Annotated in this window: 18 protein-coding genes; 6 read left to right on the top strand and 12 right to left on the bottom strand. The window is 50.4% G+C overall.

The genetic code is table 11. The features are described from left to right. Together NP589_RS06940 and NP589_RS06935 are read left to right on the top strand one after the other, a co-directional pair. Positions 1–385: DDE-type integrase/transposase/recombinase (locus NP589_RS06940; protein WP_256606317.1), on the top strand; the 385-nt coding region annotated here is incomplete at its 5' end. A gap of 66 nt (positions 386–451) precedes the next feature. Next, a complete protein-coding gene (locus tag NP589_RS06935) occupies positions 452–751 on the top strand; it encodes a helix-turn-helix transcriptional regulator (RefSeq protein WP_256606316.1) in 300 nt (99 codons plus the stop codon). A gap of 18 nt (positions 752–769) precedes the next feature. On the opposite strand, the gene NP589_RS06930 is transcribed toward NP589_RS06935, so the two are convergent. The 3 genes from NP589_RS06930 to NP589_RS06920 form a co-directional block, all read right to left on the bottom strand. Further along, positions 770–1,660, bottom strand: coding sequence for a tyrosine-type recombinase/integrase (locus NP589_RS06930; RefSeq protein ID WP_256606315.1), 891 nt, complete (start codon positions 1,658–1,660; stop codon positions 770–772). A gap of 81 nt (positions 1,661–1,741) precedes the next feature. Next, positions 1,742–2,989 carry an IS256 family transposase gene (locus NP589_RS06925; RefSeq protein ID WP_256606314.1) on the bottom strand — a complete coding sequence of 416 codons (1,248 nt, stop codon included), beginning with the start codon at positions 2,987–2,989 and terminating at the stop codon, positions 1,742–1,744. 86 nt (positions 2,990–3,075) lie between these two features. Continuing rightward, a complete protein-coding gene (locus NP589_RS06920; RefSeq protein WP_256606313.1) occupies positions 3,076–3,456 on the bottom strand; it encodes an integrase arm-type DNA-binding domain-containing protein in 381 nt (126 codons plus the stop codon). 164 nt (positions 3,457–3,620) lie between these two features. On the opposite strand from NP589_RS06920, the gene mutS reads away from it, so the two are divergent. From mutS to NP589_RS06900, 4 genes are all read left to right on the top strand, one after another. Next, positions 3,621–6,221 (top strand): DNA mismatch repair protein MutS, encoded by a 2,601-nt coding sequence (gene mutS / locus NP589_RS06915; protein WP_256606312.1) that lies wholly within the window; start codon positions 3,621–3,623, stop codon positions 6,219–6,221. Between the two features lie 139 nt (positions 6,222–6,360). Further along, positions 6,361–8,622: a CHASE2 domain-containing protein gene (locus tag NP589_RS06910; protein ID WP_256606311.1), complete on the top strand. Its 2,262-nt coding sequence runs from the start codon at positions 6,361–6,363 to the stop codon at positions 8,620–8,622. 248 nt (positions 8,623–8,870) lie between these two features. Continuing rightward, on the top strand, positions 8,871–9,317 hold the full coding sequence (locus NP589_RS06905) for a FecR family protein (protein ID WP_256606310.1): 447 nt from the start codon (positions 8,871–8,873) through the stop codon (positions 9,315–9,317). Between the two features lie 14 nt (positions 9,318–9,331). Continuing rightward, positions 9,332–9,922 carry an OmpA family protein gene (locus tag NP589_RS06900; RefSeq protein ID WP_256606309.1) on the top strand — a complete coding sequence of 197 codons (591 nt, stop codon included), beginning with the start codon at positions 9,332–9,334 and terminating at the stop codon, positions 9,920–9,922. Positions 9,923–9,976: 54 nt separating this feature from the next. On the opposite strand, the gene NP589_RS06895 is transcribed toward NP589_RS06900, so the two are convergent. The 9 genes from NP589_RS06895 to rpsB form a co-directional block, all read right to left on the bottom strand. Further along, the gene (locus NP589_RS06895) at positions 9,977–10,687 is read right to left on the bottom strand and encodes a DsbC family protein (RefSeq protein ID WP_256606308.1); all 711 of its coding nucleotides are present in this window, start codon (positions 10,685–10,687) and stop codon (positions 9,977–9,979) included. 63 nt (positions 10,688–10,750) lie between these two features. After that, a complete protein-coding gene (gene rseP / locus NP589_RS06890; RefSeq protein WP_256606307.1) occupies positions 10,751–12,115 on the bottom strand; it encodes an RIP metalloprotease RseP in 1,365 nt (454 codons plus the stop codon). Positions 12,116–12,118: 3 nt separating this feature from the next. Further along, positions 12,119–13,303, bottom strand: a complete 1,185-nt coding sequence (gene ispC, locus NP589_RS06885) for a 1-deoxy-D-xylulose-5-phosphate reductoisomerase (protein ID WP_256606306.1) — start codon at positions 13,301–13,303, stop codon at positions 12,119–12,121. Continuing rightward, positions 13,300–14,205 carry a phosphatidate cytidylyltransferase gene (locus tag NP589_RS06880; protein WP_256606305.1) on the bottom strand — a complete coding sequence of 302 codons (906 nt, stop codon included), beginning with the start codon at positions 14,203–14,205 and terminating at the stop codon, positions 13,300–13,302. The genes ispC and NP589_RS06880 overlap by 4 nt, the downstream gene beginning before the upstream one ends. Before the next feature lie 39 nt (positions 14,206–14,244). Next, positions 14,245–15,009, bottom strand: a complete 765-nt coding sequence (uppS, locus tag NP589_RS06875; protein WP_256606304.1) for an undecaprenyl pyrophosphate synthase — start codon at positions 15,007–15,009, stop codon at positions 14,245–14,247. A 12-nt stretch (positions 15,010–15,021) separates the two neighbouring features. Next, positions 15,022–15,579 (bottom strand): ribosome recycling factor, encoded by a 558-nt coding sequence (gene frr, locus NP589_RS06870; RefSeq protein WP_064010670.1) that lies wholly within the window; start codon positions 15,577–15,579, stop codon positions 15,022–15,024. A gap of 4 nt (positions 15,580–15,583) precedes the next feature. After that, a complete protein-coding gene (pyrH, locus tag NP589_RS06865; RefSeq protein ID WP_020481856.1) occupies positions 15,584–16,303 on the bottom strand; it encodes a UMP kinase in 720 nt (239 codons plus the stop codon). Between the two features lie 83 nt (positions 16,304–16,386). After that, entirely contained in the window at positions 16,387–17,265 is an 879-nt protein-coding gene (gene tsf, locus NP589_RS06860) for a translation elongation factor Ts (RefSeq protein ID WP_064010671.1), read from the bottom strand. 122 nt (positions 17,266–17,387) lie between these two features. Beyond that, on the bottom strand, positions 17,388–18,131 hold the full coding sequence (gene rpsB, locus NP589_RS06855) for a 30S ribosomal protein S2 (RefSeq protein ID WP_020481858.1): 744 nt from the start codon (positions 18,129–18,131) through the stop codon (positions 17,388–17,390). Positions 18,132–18,191 lie beyond the last annotated feature (60 nt).

Genomic DNA, 18,191 nt, shown 5'->3' with positions numbered 1-18,191 from the left:
ATTGGTCTGTACCGCTTTGCAGATTGCCATTGCCCAGCGGCAACCGCCACCGGGTCTGATCGTGCATTCTGATCGTGGCAGCCAGTACGCCAGTCACGAGTACCGGGAGTTACTGACGCGCCATGGCTTCCAAGGCAGCATGAGTCGCAAGGGCAACTGTTGGGACAATGCGGTCATGGAGCGATTCTTTCTCAATCTGAAAATGGAGCGAGTCTGGCGCCGCCAGTATGCCAACCACAGCGAGGCCATTCGCGACGTGACTGACTACATGGTCAATTTCTACAACAGTCGGCGCTTGCATTCGTCATTGGGTTACCTGTCGCCCAATGACTATGAAATGAAAATGGCAGAACAGCAACCTAATTGTGTGTCCGAAAAAAGTTGACCACTACAAATGTTAACCAAAAATATTTGAATCCTGAGTAAGAAAAAATGGCTACCAATCCGGTCATTGCTTTATTTAAAACAAGGCCGGATCGAACCAGTGACCTATTTATTGATAGACAACAAATACATGAGTAACCCCCATAAACGTCAGTCGGTATTGAGACCTATCATGATTGATCTTGAGGCGGTTTCGGAAGTCACAGGGCTTTCTGAATCTACCATCCAATCATTGATTCGTGCCGATGAGTTCCCTAAGCCTCGTAAAGCATCTGCACGCCGTTCCTGCTGGTTACTACGTGAAATTGAAGAATGGGCTGAATCGCGTCCTGTTTCCGATTTATTGCCCCCCCTAATACGGCAATAGGCGGACGCAACGGCAAACCTAAATCTCGAAACGCTTTGCCAATGACTCAAGATGCTCTGACAGATTAAAGAGCCATAGGCGTTTTTCATCGTCATATTGATGCCGATTATAAGTTCCCACCACACCGGGTAACATATGACCGAGAATCGTTTCACCTACGGAATCTGGACATCCTAATTTTGCAAGCAAGGTGCGTGACGTCCGTCGCAAATCATGCGGTGCCCAATGAGTCACCGTTAATCGAGGCCTCACCTGCTCAGGGCGAATCTGACTATAGGGTTGCCTATAAAATACCTGTTCAGTGACGTATTTTTGTTCGATGTGCCCCACTTTATGACGGGATGGAAATAGAAAACCGTCGCCATATAACTTCTTCCGCCGTAAAACTACGGTCAAACCTCTACCGAATAAGGGCACACTTTGATCTGTAGCAGTTTCATGTCGGGCGTTTTTCGTTCTAATTTTCGGTATCGTCCACCAAACTTGGCCACCCTCTTCACTAATTTCAGTTCCTGACATGCCAACAATTTCTGAGCCGCGAGTTCCGGTCCAAAGATATAACATTAAAACGTCAGTAATTATCGGTGCGAAATTTGGAAGCCAAGCAATCAATTCACCGATTTCGTCTTCAGTAAGTACGCGTTTGACCACGCCGATGTTCTTACCTTCTATGGTCTTTCCTTTTGATCTAATTTTTCCACGTAAAATTAAGCGCCACCAATTTACTGCAGCTTCAGGTAGTCTACCGGCATCCATTGCATAATCCCATGCAGCTCCTAACTCACATCGTAATTTTCCAGCCTGCACGGGCGATATTGCGGCGTATTTTTGAATCAAATCAAAAGCCATTGCGCGGGTAATTGCAGTGGATGGTAAATCCGCCATATCACCCAGCATTGTGTTAAACATTCTAGTAATTTCAGTAGAACCTTTTTTGGCTCTGTGACGACAAACATGGAGCTATTGTCAAATCTGGTGTTCAGGGCTAAATCAAGCGGCGATCCGGTCAGTGGTATCGACTTCAATGCCATCCTTGAATGGGATGCCGGTAATCACTTTGGCAAGATAATCAAATCCTCGCTGGCGACGCCAGGTTTTCTCGGCTGATTGACCCAGTTTAAACAGCATGTGCAGCATGCCATCCCGCGAGAGACAGCCCTTGGCTCGGGTAGTCCGGTGCCGGATGGTGGCGAAGGTCGATTCAATGGGGTTGGTCGTTCGGATGCGTTGCCAGTGCTGTGCCGGAAAGTCATAGAACGCCAATAGTTCATTTCGATCCTTGTACAAACACTCAACCGCCTTGGGATATTTGGCCTCAAACAGCGTGGCAAACTGATCGAATGCCTGCTCAGCATGCTGTTGGGTGTCAGCCTGCCAGATGTCGTAGAGCGATTGCTTCATCTTCGGCTGTACCGATTGCGGCACACGGTTCAGCACATTGTTCATCTTGTGTACCCAGCAGCGTTGCTGCCGGGTGTCGCTGTAGACTTCGTCCAGCGCCGACCAGAAGCCCATCGCGCCGTCGCCTATGGCCAGCTTAGGGGCATTCATGCCGCGCGCCTTCAGACCTTGCAGCACTTCCCGCCAACTCTGCGTCGATTCGCGCACGCCGTCTTCAATCGCCAGAAAGCGCTTCTCGCCGCGCTCATTGACGCCGATGATGACTAAGGCACACAGTTTGGCGTCTTCCGCTCGTAAACCGCTATAGATGCCGTCGGCCCACACATAAACCCATTGGTCACGATCCAGGCGAGTCGCTCGCCAATCGGTATATTCGGCTGCCCAATCGCGTTTTAAACGCGCCACGGTACTGGCCGATAGCCCCTTGGCTTCCGAGCCCACCAACACTTCCAGCGCCGCTTCCATTTCACCCGTGGAAATGCCTTTCAGGTATAGCCAGGGCAACGCGGCAGACAGAGAACGTGTCTTACGGACATACGGCGGTACCAGAGCCGAACGAAAGGTAGCGCTTTGGCCGTCTTTCGCCCGAACCTTCGGCACTTTAACGGATACGGGGCCGATGCCGGTCTGAATCTCACGTTCCGGCTGATAACCGTTGCGGACCACCGCTGCCCGGCCATTGTTCAGCTTCCGCTCGCTGAAGGCTTCCAGATAGATCGCCAATTCGGCTTCGATCGCTTGCTCAATCAGCTTGCGCGCCCCTTGCCGAATCAGGTCGGTCAAAGGATCGGCGTTCTCTTCTCGACTCGACAGGTCGATTACATTACTCTTCTTCATCGTGGCGTATTCCTCGGTTGATCGTTTTGTTTGGTCACAAATAATCAACCAGATACGCCGCTTCTCTTCAACTCCAAACACCAGATTTAGTTATAGCTCCAAACATGTCCAGTTAAATATTCATCACACAGCACACGTACTGTATAAGCGTTTTCAGAATTTGCCGCCTCTCGTTTTAATATTAAAGCTTTTGCCTCTAATTTTGCTTGCTTCGCCTCTAATACAGGATCACTACCAGAATCACGCTGGTTTTTCAAAGCTTCCCAAGCGACAATAGCCGCTGGAAATGACATTGACGGCCAATGACCGATGGACACCTGCCTAAGGCGTCCATCAACAGTACTTCTATATCGATAAAACCAAGTTCTCACCTTTGCCATGGCAGACAAACGCAGTCCGGGGTAATCGTCAAAAGCCATATGCTGTCCTGGCTGCAAAGCTTTAGCGGTGCGGGCATCGAATTGCATTTTAGTATAGGTTTTTTGTTGATCGATGACACGAGTATAACTCGAAAAAACCTATACTAAAACCTATACTAAACAGCAAAGTGCAGGGAAGTTTTGAAAAGTGCAGTTGGCGCAAACATGACTCACAGCATAGAACAATTATCTATTATTTCATTAGTTTACGAATGAATCTCCAAACAAAACAAGGCAGCAAGCAAGACACTGAATTGCAACACACCCCGATGATGCAGCAGTATTTTCGCATCAAATCCGGTCAGCCGGACACGCTGCTTTTTTATCGGATGGGCGATTTTTACGAGCTGTTTTTCGATGATGCAAAAAAGGCTGCGCAGTTATTGGATATTACGCTGACCGCACGCGGCCAGTCCGGCGGTCAACCCATTCCGATGGCCGGCATTCCCTATCACGCCGCGGAAAACTATATTGCCCGTTTATTGAAACAAGGCGAATCGATAGCCATTTGCGAACAGATCGGTGATCCTGCCAAATCCAAAGGGCCGGTGGATCGCAAGGTCGTACGCATCGTCACCCCCGGCACCGTCACCGATGAAGCCTTACTGGAAGATCGCAAGGACAATCTGCTGGTGGCCTTGGCCGTATTCGACAAGTTCTTCGGACTGGCCTGTCTGGACTTAGGTAGCGGCAAATTCACGCTGCAACAATTGGACAGCGAAACTCAGCTGCTGAGCGAAATCGAGCGCTTGAATCCGGCGGAACTGCTGTATAGCGAAGATATCAAACTTCCGTCCGCCATCAAGGAACGCCGTGGCTTATGTAAGCGTCCGCCCTGGCATTTTGATTTGGATAGTTGTCGGCTGTTGATTTTAAAGCAGTTCAATAGCCACGACTTGAAAGGTTACGGTTGCGAGCATTTGCCGGCGGCGATTTGCGCGGCGGGTTGTTTGCTGCAATACGTGCGCGATACCCAGCAAAGCGCCCTGCCCCATATTCAAGGCATTCGGGTCGAAAACTGCGACGACAGCATCAGCCTGGATGCCGCCAGCCGCCGTAATCTGGAGTTGGATAGCCATCCTAGCGGCCAACTGCAATATACCTTGCTGGGCGTCTTGGACAAGACCGCCACCGCGATGGGCAGCCGCTGCTTGCGGCGTTGGATACACCGGCCGTTAAGGGATCATGCTGTTGTAAATGGCCGGTATGCCTGCGTCGCAAGTTTGTTGGTCAATCAGTTATATAAGGATCTGCAAGGCAGCCTGCGTCAGGTTGGCGATATAGAAAGGATCAGCTCGCGCATCGCTTTGAAGTCGGCGCGGCCGCGCGATCTGCTGGTTTTACGGCACACCTTGGCGGTTTTGCCGCAGCTGCAAACACAGCTGGCGGATAGCGACAATCCGCATCTGGAACATCTGCGCGCACAATTGCGCGAACAGCCGGAAATACTGGCGTTGCTGCAACGCGCCATCATCGACAATCCGCCAGTGCTGATTCGCGACGGCGGGGTGATCGCCCCCGGTTATCACCCGGAGTTGGACGAACTGCGCAATCTCAGTCAGAACGCCGACCAGTTTCTGATCGATATGGAACAGCGGGAGCGGGCCGCTACCGGCATCGCCACGCTGAAGGTGAATTACAACCGGGTACACGGTTATTACATCGAGATTTCCAACGCCCAAGCCGACAAGGTGCCGGTGCATTACACCCGCAAGCAAACGCTGAAAGGTGCGGAGCGTTACATCACCCCGGAACTGAAGTCGTTTGAGGATAAGGTGTTGAGCGCCCGCGAAAAATCACTGTCCTTCGAGAAAGCCTTATACGATCAGTTGCTGGATACGCTGGGCGAGGCCTTACTGGATCTACAGCATTGCGCCAACGCCTTAGCGGAACTGGATGTGTTGGTGAATTTCGCCGAACGCGCCGAAACCTTAAACTTGTCGCAACCGGTGTTGGATCAACAGCCGGGCATCGATATTGTCGCCGGCCGGCATCTGGTAGTAGAAGCACTCTCCAGCATTCCGTTCGTCGCCAACGACCTTGATTTTTCGACAGAGCGGCGGATGCTGGTAATCACCGGCCCGAACATGGGCGGTAAATCGACTTATATGCGCCAGGCCGCGCTGATTGTGCTGATGGCACACATCGGTTGCTACGTGCCTGCGCAATCGCTACGCTGCGGACCGATAGACAAGATTTTCACGCGTATCGGCGCCTCCGACGATCTGGCCAGCGGCCGTTCGACCTTTATGGTGGAAATGTCGGAAACCGCCAACATACTGCATAACGCCACCAGCAACAGCTTGATTTTGATGGACGAAATCGGCCGCGGCACCAGCACCTTCGACGGATTGTCGTTGGCTTGGGCCTGCGCGGATTATCTGGCCCGCCATACCCAGGCGTTCACCTTGTTCGCTACCCATTATTTCGAATTAACCACGCTGGCCGAAGAACAAGGCAATATTCACAACATCCATTTGGATGCGATGGAACACGGCGACAAGATCGTGTTTTTACACGTCGTCAAGGACGGCCCCGCCAGTCAGAGCTACGGTTTACAAGTTGCGGCGCTGGCCGGCGTGCCGCAAAGCGTGATTGCCAACGCCAAAAACAAGCTGGCGCAATTGGAAAACACCGCTTACATCGAGCTGCAAAATCATAGCGAAATCAACCAATTCGACTTATTCACCAGCCAGGAATGCCACCCGGCTGTCGTGCTGCTGGAAGAACTCGATCCCGATCATTTAAGTCCGCGGCAAGCGTTAGACGCCATATATCGCTTGAAAGCGCTGCTAAAAACCAACAAGCGTTGATAGCGGCACGCAGCATCGTTCAGACGATTTACCTCGTGCAGCCGGGCAGTTAACGGCCGAAAACCTTGTTTTACATTAACTAATTGCGATTGCAACTAGTATACTTTCCCAAGTATTTCCACTTTGCACAGTAAATTCCATGGCGACACGCCACTTCGAAAAATCATTGATCGTCACGCTGCTGATCGTGCTCTCGGTCGGCTTAAGCTACACGGATGCTCTGTGGCGCTTTGATCGCTGGATTTACGATGCCCAACTTAAGCTGCTGGCCACACCGGCTTCAAAAGATATTGTCATTATCGAGGTCGATCAGAAAAGTCTGCAAAAGCTGGGGCGCTGGCCCTGGCCTAGAGATATTCACGCCCGCCTGCTGGAGACGCTGGCACCGACAAAACCGAAGGCCATTGGCCTGGATTTTATTTTTTCCGAAGCGGATCGGCAGCATCCGGAACTGGACGCACGCTTAAGCCGTGCGCTAGCCAGTAATGGGCAGGTCGTACTGCCGGTTATTATCGAACACAACGGCAATAAGATAGTGGAAACACTGCCCTTGCCGGACTATGCCAAACATTCTGTGCTGGGGCATGCCAACGTCGATTTGGATAAGGACGGGATCAGTAGGAGCATTTTATTGCAGTTATCCTTGGGCGACTCGCAGTGGTCGGCGATGCCGCTGGCTATTTATGCTCTGAGCCATCCGGAAATACTTACCGATTTACCGGGCTTACGGACCGAACCGTCTGAAGAAGGCGTACATGGCGACTATCGGGTGTGGTTGCCGTTCTTTGCTCCCGGCAGCGATTTCATCAGGGTTTCTTATTTGGACGTGCTGTCGGGCGCTGTGTCCGGACAATTATTCACCGATAAATACGTACTGGTCGGTCTGACCGCCAGCGGCATAGAACGCGATCTACCGGCCCCGTTGGCCGTCGGTGATCGGCCCATTAGCGGCGTGGATTTCGTCGCAGCCGGCTTGGATGGCCTGATAAAGCAAACCCTTTGGCAGCCGTTACCTGGCCATTGGCAATTCCTGTTAAGCCTGGCGATAGCCGGTATCGCCATCAAGATCAGCACTTGTTTTTCACTGCGCTGGCTGGCACTGGCTGTCTCTATGCTATCCATGGCAATTTTATTGTTTTGCTTGGCCTTACTGCATACCTGCCATTATTGGTTTGCACCGTCCGTGGCATTACTGGTGTTGATACTCAGCTATCCGCTACGCAGCTGGCGGCATTTTGAGAAACTGATCCAGTCCTTATTCGCGGAACGAAAACGCGCCTATATCACCTTAAATGCTATCGTTGATGGCGTAATAGCCACGGACAGCAAAGGCTCAATCGAATACATGAATGCCGCCGCCCTGGATATCATCGGCAGCAAACGTCCCAAGACCGCCAGCCAAAATATCGACGACATTTTTAGCCTGGAAATAGACGGCAAACCCCATCGAATCGCTGAATTGATCCAACAAAGCGTAATCAATCAGGGACCGTTGAAAATCAGCAATACTCGCCTATCCATTTCCGACCACTACGCGATGAACGCCAATCTGACTATCGCCCCTTTGATAGGCAGTCGGGGCGCACTGATGGGCACAGTGTTGACGATCAACGATATTGGCGAGCGGATGCTCATGGCAAAAATGCTGCTGAAAAAAGCCGAAGAACAAACCGTAATGCGAGAATTGATTAACCGGACTGAACAAGTCAGCTTGGCCAAAAGCCAATTTCTGTCGCAAATGAGCCATGAATTGCGCACACCACTGAATGCCATTATCGGTTTTGCGCAGCTGATGCAAATGGACGACCCTGAGCATCCTTTGGCCGAAACTCACCTGGACTCGGTCAATGAAATATTGAAGGCCGGTCTGCACTTACTGGGGCTGATTAACGAGCTTTTGGACCTGGCTAAAATCGAATCCGGCAAAATCAGCGTGAATATCGGCAGCATCCACTTGACGGAGCTGATCAAGGATTGCCAAACCCTGATCACACCCTTGGTACAAAATAAAGGCCTGGAACTAATTGTCGATAATCCCTTGCCAGAAGACATTGAGCTGAAAGCAGACCCGAAACGCGCCAAACAAATTTTATTGAATTTTCTATCCAACGCTGTGAAATATAACCGCCCCAACGGTTCCATCAACCTGAGCAGCAGCCGGGTGGACGATACTCGGGTAAGAATTTCTATTACCGATACCGGCAATGGTCTGGCGGAGCAACAGCAGCAATTGTTATTCCAATCGTTTCAGCGCCTGGGCGCGGATAATACCGACATAGAGGGCACCGGTATTGGACTGGCCATTACCAAACAACTGGCGGAATTGATGAATGGCAGCGTCGGGGTTAGCAGCACACCTGGGGTAGGCAGCACGTTTTGGGTGGAGTTGCTGATCCGTTAAGCGGCTTGGACTAATATCTGAGACGGGTGTCAGTGTGATAACCGGTGATTTCTAAGATTCGGCAAGCCCGCTACGCCGAATGTAAAGGGAACTTGGCGTTTACTTAAGCTAATTAGTCGCTATCAAACCCTAACACAAATAAGCTCTTGACTCTGACAACAATTAAATGCCGTCTATACTTACACGCTAAATTTCAATACCGCCCGTGCGGCTATTGATGTCCCAAAACACCGTTTGTCGAGGCCATTATGAAACATCTTTTCGCCTGTTGGAGCTTGGGTCTAGCCCTTTGCATATCGAGCGCGGTATCGGCCGATGAAGCAGTCATCGGTTACATCAAAACCATCAACGATCAAACGACTATCGACGAGAGCAGCGGCCCGATCAAAGCCAGTCTTGGTTCGCCGATACATGTCGGTAACGTCATCAAAACCGACGAGAACGGCGCCGCCGGAGTAACACTGAAAGACAATACCATTTTGTCGATCGGCCCGAATACCGAATTAAAAATAGAAGCGTATCAATTCGAACCGCAACAGGACCAATTGCAATTAAACGCCAGTTTACTAAAAGGCACCCTGCACTATATTTCCGGCGTCATCGCTAAGCTCAAGCCGGAAGCGGTGACGGTAAAAACCCCAACCGGGGTGATTGCGGTAAGAGGCACGCGTTTTTTAGTCAAGATTGAAGAATAAGCCGAGTATTTGCCATGACGACAATTTCCCTACCCAAAACCCTAACATTCGCTATTGCACTTGCGTTAACCGGTTGCGCCAAATCTTATTTGGTATTGTTGGAAGATCACGACGGCTCAACCGGAAAAGTGATTTTCAGCGGCGCCGGCAGCGAAACCGTGGTCGAACAAGCCGGTTATGGTGCGGCGCTGGACAACTCCAAAACCGTATTCAAAGTCGAACCAGAAAAGATCAATAACGACTTTGGCAGAGCCTTGGCTTCCGAACCGGTATTGCCGGAGATATTTTTATTGTATTTTGAGACTGGCGGCACCAAGCTAACCGAAGAATCGGCAGCCTTGATTCCGAAGATCATCGAAACCGCGAGTAAGCACCCTGCCGCCGATATTTCAGTGATCGGTCACACCGACACGGTGGGCGACGCGGGCAAAAACGAAAAATTGGCGAATGAGCGTGCCATTCAGGTCAGCAAGTTATTCGATGCCGGCAAGATGGATGTCAAAGAAGTCGCCGTCACATCGCACGGCGAAAAGAATTTGTTGATCAAGACCGGCGATGAAACGCCCGAACCGCGAAACCGTCGGGTAGAAGTGACGATCCGATGATTTTCTAACACATAAAACCGCCGGCACGGTAGCTGGCGGTTTTTTCGTATTCTCTTATTCGCTGGTCAGCACTTTTGCCAATTGCGCGGCAGGTACATAACCGGGCAGGATATTGCCTTTTTGCGTGACTATCATCGGTGTGCCGTTCATACCGAACGCTTCGCCCAGCGCCATGTGTTCGTCCACTGGGTTTTCGCAGGTTTTTGCATCCAGATGTTCACCCTTCTTCGCGGCGGTTAAAGCTTTATTTTTGTCGGCGGCACACCAGACTGAGACGGCTTTTTTGTAGGAATCCGACCCTTTGCCGGCTCTAGGGAAAAACATGTAGCGTATCGTAATGCCCTGCGCCATATATTGATCGATTTCCGAATGCAGCTTACGGCAATAACCGCAATCGATGTCGGTAAAGATAGACACGACATGTTTGCTGTTTTCCGGTTTGAAGATAATCATTTTTTGTTCGCCGACTTTATCCAGCGAGGCTTTACGCACGTCAGCCAGCTTGGTTTCGGTGATATTTTTCTTGGCTTCGGCGTCGAATAATTGCCCTTGCAGTAAATATTTACCGTCTTCGGATGCGTAAAAGATATTGCCGCCCATGGACACTTCGTATAGACCTTTGACTTCCGATGGTTTCACAGAGTCGATCTGTCCCCCAGGCATAAACTCACTCAAGGCTTTTTTTATGGCGGCTTCGTCGGCAAATAGCGCCGGGCTAGTCAAAGCCAGTAGCGTCAAAGCCAGAGTATGTGTGATTTTTTTCATGTAATTACCAGGGAAGATTAGAAAAGAATGCGGTTGACCTCGACGCGGCTGTTTTGTTCAGCGTCATTGAAATAATCTGCCTATATCGAGAAACATAGCCAAGCCCATCAGCAGCATCAATAGCAGCATGCCGGCTTGTTGAAAATACAGTTGCATTCTTTCCGGAAGCGGGCTGCCTTTGATGGCCTCAACCGCGAAAAACAGCAAATGACCGCCGTCCAGCACCGGCACCGGCAGTAAATTCAACACACCGAGGCTGACGCTAACCAAGCCCAGAAACTTCAGAAACGCAGTAAATCCCATTTCAGCCGATTGACCGGCGTATTGCGCAATGCTGATGGGGCCACTCAAATTCTCGACTGAAGCGGAACCTACCACCATTTTTCCCATCATTTTTAGAGTCGTCACCGCATAAAACCAAACTCGCTTTCCGGCGACCGGCAGCGCATCCCACGGCGATAAGGCATGCGTCACCATCATGGAGTCCAACAAGTCTTTCGGTGCATCGACGCCGGCGCCGATTTTACCGACCGCCTTACCCTCGCCCTGCGGCTCGCTGCGCGGGGTAATGCTTAATGTTAATTGTGCGCCGCTGCGCTCCAACAATAATTTAATTTCGACATCCGGCCGGGCCTGCACATAATCCACCCATTGTTGCCAGTCGGTAATGGCGGTGCCGTCCGCGCTGAGAATTAAATCCCCGCTTTGTAAACCGGCTTGCTTGGCAACACCATCGTCAAGCAGCTTGCCGATAACGGGCTTGATAGTCGGTACCCAAGGCTTCAGACCTAAACGCTTGTGTAGCGTTTCCGGGGTTTGTACATCCTGTTCTGCTAAGTGAATCAAGCGTACTTGTTGACTATCGTCTATTGCTTTAGTCAGCACGCTGATCTCGGTTTTACCGTCAATCGCCAAGGTCAACAAGGTATCCAGGGCTTCTATCCAGGTCGGCGTGGGGGTGTCGTCGATACTGACTATTTCGTCGCCTGTCGCAAAACCGGCTTGCTCGGCCAAAGATCCGACTTCCACCCCACCGATGACAGGTCTTACCCCGGCTTCACCGATTACCAACACCAACCAAAATAAAAACACGGCCAGTACTAAATTGGCGATCGGTCCGGCAGCGACTACGGCGGTTCTGGCCAGCAGCGGCTGCCGATTGAAGGCATAAGGCAAATCCTCGGCTTTAACCGCTTCTTCGCGTTCATCGACCATTTTTACATAGCCGCCCAACGGAATGGCAGCGACAACGAATTGGGTATCGTCGGGGCTTTTTTGCCAGGTAATCAGCGGCTTGCCGAAACCGATGGAAAAACGAATGACTTTGATGCCTACCTTGCGTGCCGCCCAAAAATGGCCGTATTCATGAAACGCCACCAGTACTGCAATGGCGACGATGAAATAAAACAAGGTATGCAAAGTATCCATTAACTAGTGTTTGAGTTCGGCGATCACTGCATTAGCAACGTCCCTGGCCTGCCGGTCGGCTGCCAGGACATGTTCGAGCGTATCGGCACAATCGGCTTTAAATTGGGCCATGCTCCGTTCTATGATGCGCGCAATATCGGTAAAGCGCACCTGCTCGTTCAAAAAGGCTTCCACGGCAATTTCATTGGCTGCATTCAAAACAGTCGGCATGATACCGCCCGCTTTGATAGCCTCGTAAGCCAATCTCAAACACGGAAAACGCTGCAAATCGGGCTGTTCGAAATCCATGTGTTTGACTTCGAAAATATTCAGCGGTGCGACACCGGAATCGAACCGTTCCGGCCAAGCCATCGCGTAAGCGATTGGCGTACGCATGTCGGGATTGCCCATTTGCGCCAGCACGGAGCCATCGACGTAATCGACCATGGAATGAATGATACTTTGCGGATGAATCACCACTTGAATCGCATCCGGGTCCATATTGAACAGCAGACAGGCTTCGATCAACTCCAGACCTTTGTTCATCATCGTCGCGGAATCGACCGAAATTTTCCGGCCCATATCCCATTTCGGATGCGCTACCGCTTGCTCGGGCGTAACGGTATCCAAATCGGCTATCGGCGTTTGCCGAAAAGGACCGCCGGATGCGGTCAACAATATGCGTCTTGCCTGTTTGGCAGTATGCCCGGTGGTATAACCGGCCGGCATGCATTGAAAAATCGCGTTGTGTTCGCTGTCTATCGGTAGCAGCGTGGCGCCGTTTTCGGCAACCGCTTGCATAAAAATTTGCCCGGACATGACCAAGGCTTCCTTATTCGCCAATAGCACCGTTTTGCCGGCTTTCGCAGCCGCCAAAGTCGGCAATAAGCCGGCTGCGCCGACGATAGCGGCCATTACCGCGTCGACATTGTCCAGGGTTGCAACCTGGGTCAAAGCCTCCGCACCGGACAATACTTTCATCCCGGCGACCGGCGAACCTGAGATTTTGTCTTTGAATGCCTGGGCGTTGTCCGGGTTGGCGACTACCGCATATTCGGGGCGATGTGCCAGACATTGTTCGAACAAGGCGTCGATATTCCCGTTGGCGGTTAATGCCACCACTTTGTATTGATCGGGATGGCGAGCTACGACATCGAGTGTGCTGACACCAATTGAACCGGTGGCGCCAAGGATGCAAATACCTTTCATGCAAATACGCTCCGTCCGATCAAAATGATGCCGGCATAAAAGAACGGCGCTGCAGCAATAATGCTATCGACTCTATCCAGAATACCGCCGTGTCCCGGCAGCAATGTGCCGCTATCTTTGACGCCTTTTTTGCGCTTGATCAGGCTAAAAAACAAATCGCCGTATATGGAAATCAACACGGTAAGTATCGACAGGATTGCCAAATCGATAGTCATCAAGACGGCTAATTCGGGTTGTTCTCCTTGAAAAGCGTCAAAACCGTAATACACCCTCAAACCGATCGAGCAGATTAGCGCGGATGCCAACGCACCATACATGCCCTGCACGGTTTTGCCGGGGCTGATTTCGGCTGCTAATTTGTCCTTACCCCATTTTTTACCGGCAAAAAATGCCGAAATATCAGCCGCCCAAATCAGTATCAAGAAATACAACACCATCCCTGGACCGTAATAGGCTCTTAATTTGCTGAGAAACATCCAGGCAGAAAGCAATACCAACCAACCGCTAAAAGTCTTGAGCCGCGACTTAAATTCGATGTTTAACAATTGCGGACCGGCTTTTCTGATCAAAACCATGGTTAATACCCAGAACAGCACCGGAGCGATCACAAACCATTCCAAAGCGTCCGAATAGTCTTTGATTTCCGGCCATTCCAGCGCCTCGCTCAGCAATTCCAACAATACCGTCCAATATGTGACACCCAGCATCGGCACGATCAGAAAGCTTACGAAAAGAATTTTCCGAGTAAGCGTGTTTACATCGGTCAAAGCCATCCATTCGAAGGCGGCTATCAGCGTAATTACGGCGATAAATAAGGAAAAATAAAGGGTTGGCAGTAGCAGGACTGCTGTGACGACCACGGTAGCCAGTACTAGCGCGGTTAAGATGCGTTTTAATAACATGTGTGTGGTTTTTTAATTATTATGGTTATAGAAAAATCCCTAGAGAACTCTGTTATCGATGACTTGTTCGCCGGTGTGCCCAAAACGCCTTTGCCGGCCTTTGAAGCTGCCGATAGCCTTTTCCAATGCTTGCTGATCGAAATCCGGCCAAAGCGCATCGGTAAAATAAAATTCCGTATAAGCCAGTTGCCACAACAGAAAATTACTGATTCGTTCCTCGCCGCCCGAGCGGATAAACAAATCAGGCTCAGGTAACTCAGCGGTGACAAGATATTGATTGACGAGTTGTTCGGAAATAGCTTGTTCGTCGATCTCGCCCGATTTCACCCCGGCGACGATTTGCCGCAACGCTTGGGTGATATCCCAACGTCCACCATAGTTGGCAGCGATCAGCAATGTCAATCCGTCGTTTTGTGCAGTTTGCCCTTCGGCAGTGGCGATTTTTTCCCGCAGTTTTTCCGGAAACGCGCTTTTATCGCCGATGATTTTCAGCCTGATGTTGTTTTTATCGAGCTTATCGACCTCGGATTGCAGCGTGTTCATGAACAGTTCCATCAACAAACTCACTTCATCCTGCGGCCTACGCCAGTTTTCGCTGCTAAAAGCGAACAGCGACAGCACTTCGATGTTTTGCTTGGCACAATATTCCACGATCTTCCTGACCGCCTTGACGCCGGCATAGTGCCCCATGATCCTGGGCATCAAGCGCTTTTGCGCCCAGCGGCCGTTGCCATCCATGATGATGGCAATATGCCGTGGATTGCCGTTATTTATCGCCGGTTTATCGTTGTCAGCAACAGTCATCTCGCCTCTCGATTACATGGAAAGCAAATCGGCTTCTTTTTCTTCAAGATGCTTCTCTACTTCCTTGATGTATTGATCGGTGAGCTTTTGGATCTTTTCTTCGCCCTGCCGCGCGTCGTCCTCGGAAATTAATTTCTCTTTCAACGCATCTTTGATGGCTGCATTGGCGTCGCGGCGAATATTACGAATCGCTACCCGGCCTTGTTCCGCTTCGTTTTTGACGATTTTAACCAAATCGCGGCGGCGCTCTTCGGTCAGTGCCGGCAAGGGTAAGCGAATCACCGTGCCTTGCGTGGCAGGATTTAAACCTAAACCGGAAGACATAATGGCTTTCTCAATAGCCTGGATCATGCTCTTTTCCCAAGGCACGACTTTCAAGGTGCGTGCGTCTTCAACGGACACGTTGGCAACCTGCGACAACGGCGATTCGTTGCCGTAATAAGTCACGCTGATTTGATCCAGCAAACTGGGATGCGCGCGCCCAGTTCTGATTTTGGTAAATGCTTTTTGCAAGGACTCGATGCTTTTCACCATACGTGATGCGGCATCTTGTTGAATATCGCTGATCATTTTGTTAGTTCCTCTCGATTAGGGAGCCTATATCTTCACCGCGCATCAAGCGCATAATCGCTCCCGGCTCAAATACATTCATTACCCGCATAGGCAGATTATTGTCCCGGCACAAGACCAAGGCCGTGGTGTCCATGACATTCAAGCGTTGGTCGATGGCTTCGTCATAGGTCAGACGAGGATAGAATACTGCGTCCGCGACTTTATTCGGGTCCGCCGAATAAACGCCTTTGACTTTGGTCGCCTTAATCATCAACTCGGCGTCTATCTCGATGGCGCGTAAACTGGCGGCGGTATCAGTAGTAAAAAACGGATTACCCGTGCCGGCAGCGAAAATAGCCACTCTACCTTTTTCCAAATGCCTGACGGCCCGGCGACGGATATAGTCTTCGCACACCTGATTGATTTTCAGGGCAGTCATTACCCGAACAGGCTGCCCGAGATACTCCAGTGCATCCTGCATGGCCAAGGCATTAATTACCGTTGCCAACATACCCATTTGATCGCCGGTGACCCGATTCAGACCTTCCGATGCTTTCTCACCACCGCGCAAAATATTGCCGCCACCGATGACCAAGCCGACTTGGATACCTGCATCGCACAAGTCTTTCACTTCTTGAGCCAAGCGTTGCACTATATCCGGATCGATACTGCCGCCGCGTTCGCTCGCCAGTGCTTCGCCGCTCAATTTAAGTAAAATTCTCTGACAAATCAATTGACTCATAATCAAATATCCACCGTAAACATGGGTTAAAAGCAACGAACTGATATAAATAAACCCGGCGAACCGGGCTTATTAGGAGGCGTTTAGCCTCTAACTTGTGCCATTACTTCGGCGGCAAAATCTTCTTCTTTTTTCTCGATCCCTTCGCCCACTTCGAAACGAGCAAAACGCACTACAGCGTTGCCTTTGGATGTCAGCAATTTGCCGACGGTAACGCTGTCGTCCTTGATGAAAGGCTGACCCAACAACGTGACTTCCGCCAGGAATTTATTGATACGACCGCCAATCATTTTTTCAACGATCTCGGCAGGCTTACCACTTTCCAATGCTTGTGCAGCAAAAATTTCTTTTTCCTTGGCAATCACATCGGCCGATACTTGGTCGTCCGATACATATTCAGGTTTAGCCGCGGCAACATGCATCGCCACGTCTTTACCCAATGCGGGATCGTTTTTAGTCAATTCGACGATAACGCCAATTTTACTACCATGCAGATAAGCTGCTTGCCCGCCATCGGTGGTGGTGAATTTAACGAAACGGCGCACGGTAATGTTTTCGCCGATTTTAGCAATCAGAGCACGACGGGTGTCGTCTACGCTGACACCAGTGCTCAATACCATTGCTTGTAACTCTTCGTCGCTGTTGACATTCGCGCTCAACAGGCTGTTGACGACATCATTAGCAAAACCAATAAAATCATCGCCTTTGGCGACGAAATCGGTTTCGCAGTTAACGTCTACCATAACAACGGTTTTAGCATCATCGGAAACCTTAACGCCGATGATTCCTTCCGCCGCGATACGGCCGGATTTTTTATCGGCTTTTGCCAGACCGGCTTTACGCATGTTTTCAATGGCCAGTTCCATGTCGCCATTGGCTTCAACCAGGGCTTTTTTGCACTCCATCATGCCTGAGCCGGTACGCTCACGCAATTCCTTGACCATCGCCGCACTAATACTCATCATTTTTTCCTCAAATTTTATTAACTAAAAAAACGCCTCACAAAGGAGGCGTTTAAAAGACAGTCTGTTCTGAATACCAGATTCAGCGGCGCTCAACCGCTTCGGCCGAGCGCGTTTAAAACTTACGCTTCCGTTACGACTTCTTCTACAAAATCGTCGGCTTTGGCTGAAGCATCCATACGCAACGCTTTCGCTTCCAGCACAGAGGCTGAAGCACTTTGGCAGTACAAAGTCACTGCGCGGATAGAATCGTCATTACCTGGGATGACATAATCAATTTTTTCGGGCGAGTTATTGGAGTCAACCACGCCGACCACTGGAATACCTAGTTTTTTGGCTTCCATAATGGCATTTTTCTCATAACCTACGTCCAGAACGAAAATAGCGTCGGGAGTACCGCGCATATCTTTGATACCGCCCAAGCTGCGCTCAAGCTTTTCCAACTCGCGTTCCATTCCCAAAGCTTCTTTTTTGCTGAAACGTTGGTACAAGGTGCCGTCGGCTTTCATCGCTTCCAGTTCTTTCAAACGGTTGATGGATTTTTTAATGGTTTTGAAGTTGGTCAACATACCGCCCAACCAACGATGGTTGACGTAGGGCATACCACAACGCTTTGCTTCTTCGGCCACGACTTTACGCGCCGCTTTTTTGGTACCGACAAACAGAATGGTGCCTTTGTTGGCGGTCATTTGGCCTAGATAGTTCATGGCATCGTTAAACAATGGAAGCGTTTGTTCCAAGTCGATGATATGAATTTTGTTACGAGCTCCGAACAAGTATGAAGCCATTTTCGGGTTCCAGTAACGGGTTTGATGTCCAAAGTGAACACCCGCTTCCAGCATTTGACGCATTGACACTGCTGCCATTTACTTCTCCTAAAATTGCCGAATAATTCGGCGTTGGGTTACGCCTCCACCCGCCCCGAT

The sequence above is a fragment of the Methylomonas rosea genome (genome assembly GCF_024505055.1).
Lineage (GTDB): Bacteria > Pseudomonadota > Gammaproteobacteria > Methylococcales > Methylomonadaceae > Methylomonas > Methylomonas rosea.
The sequence above is the reverse complement of the archived record's forward strand: the minus strand, read 5'-3'. Positions and strand labels throughout refer to the sequence as shown.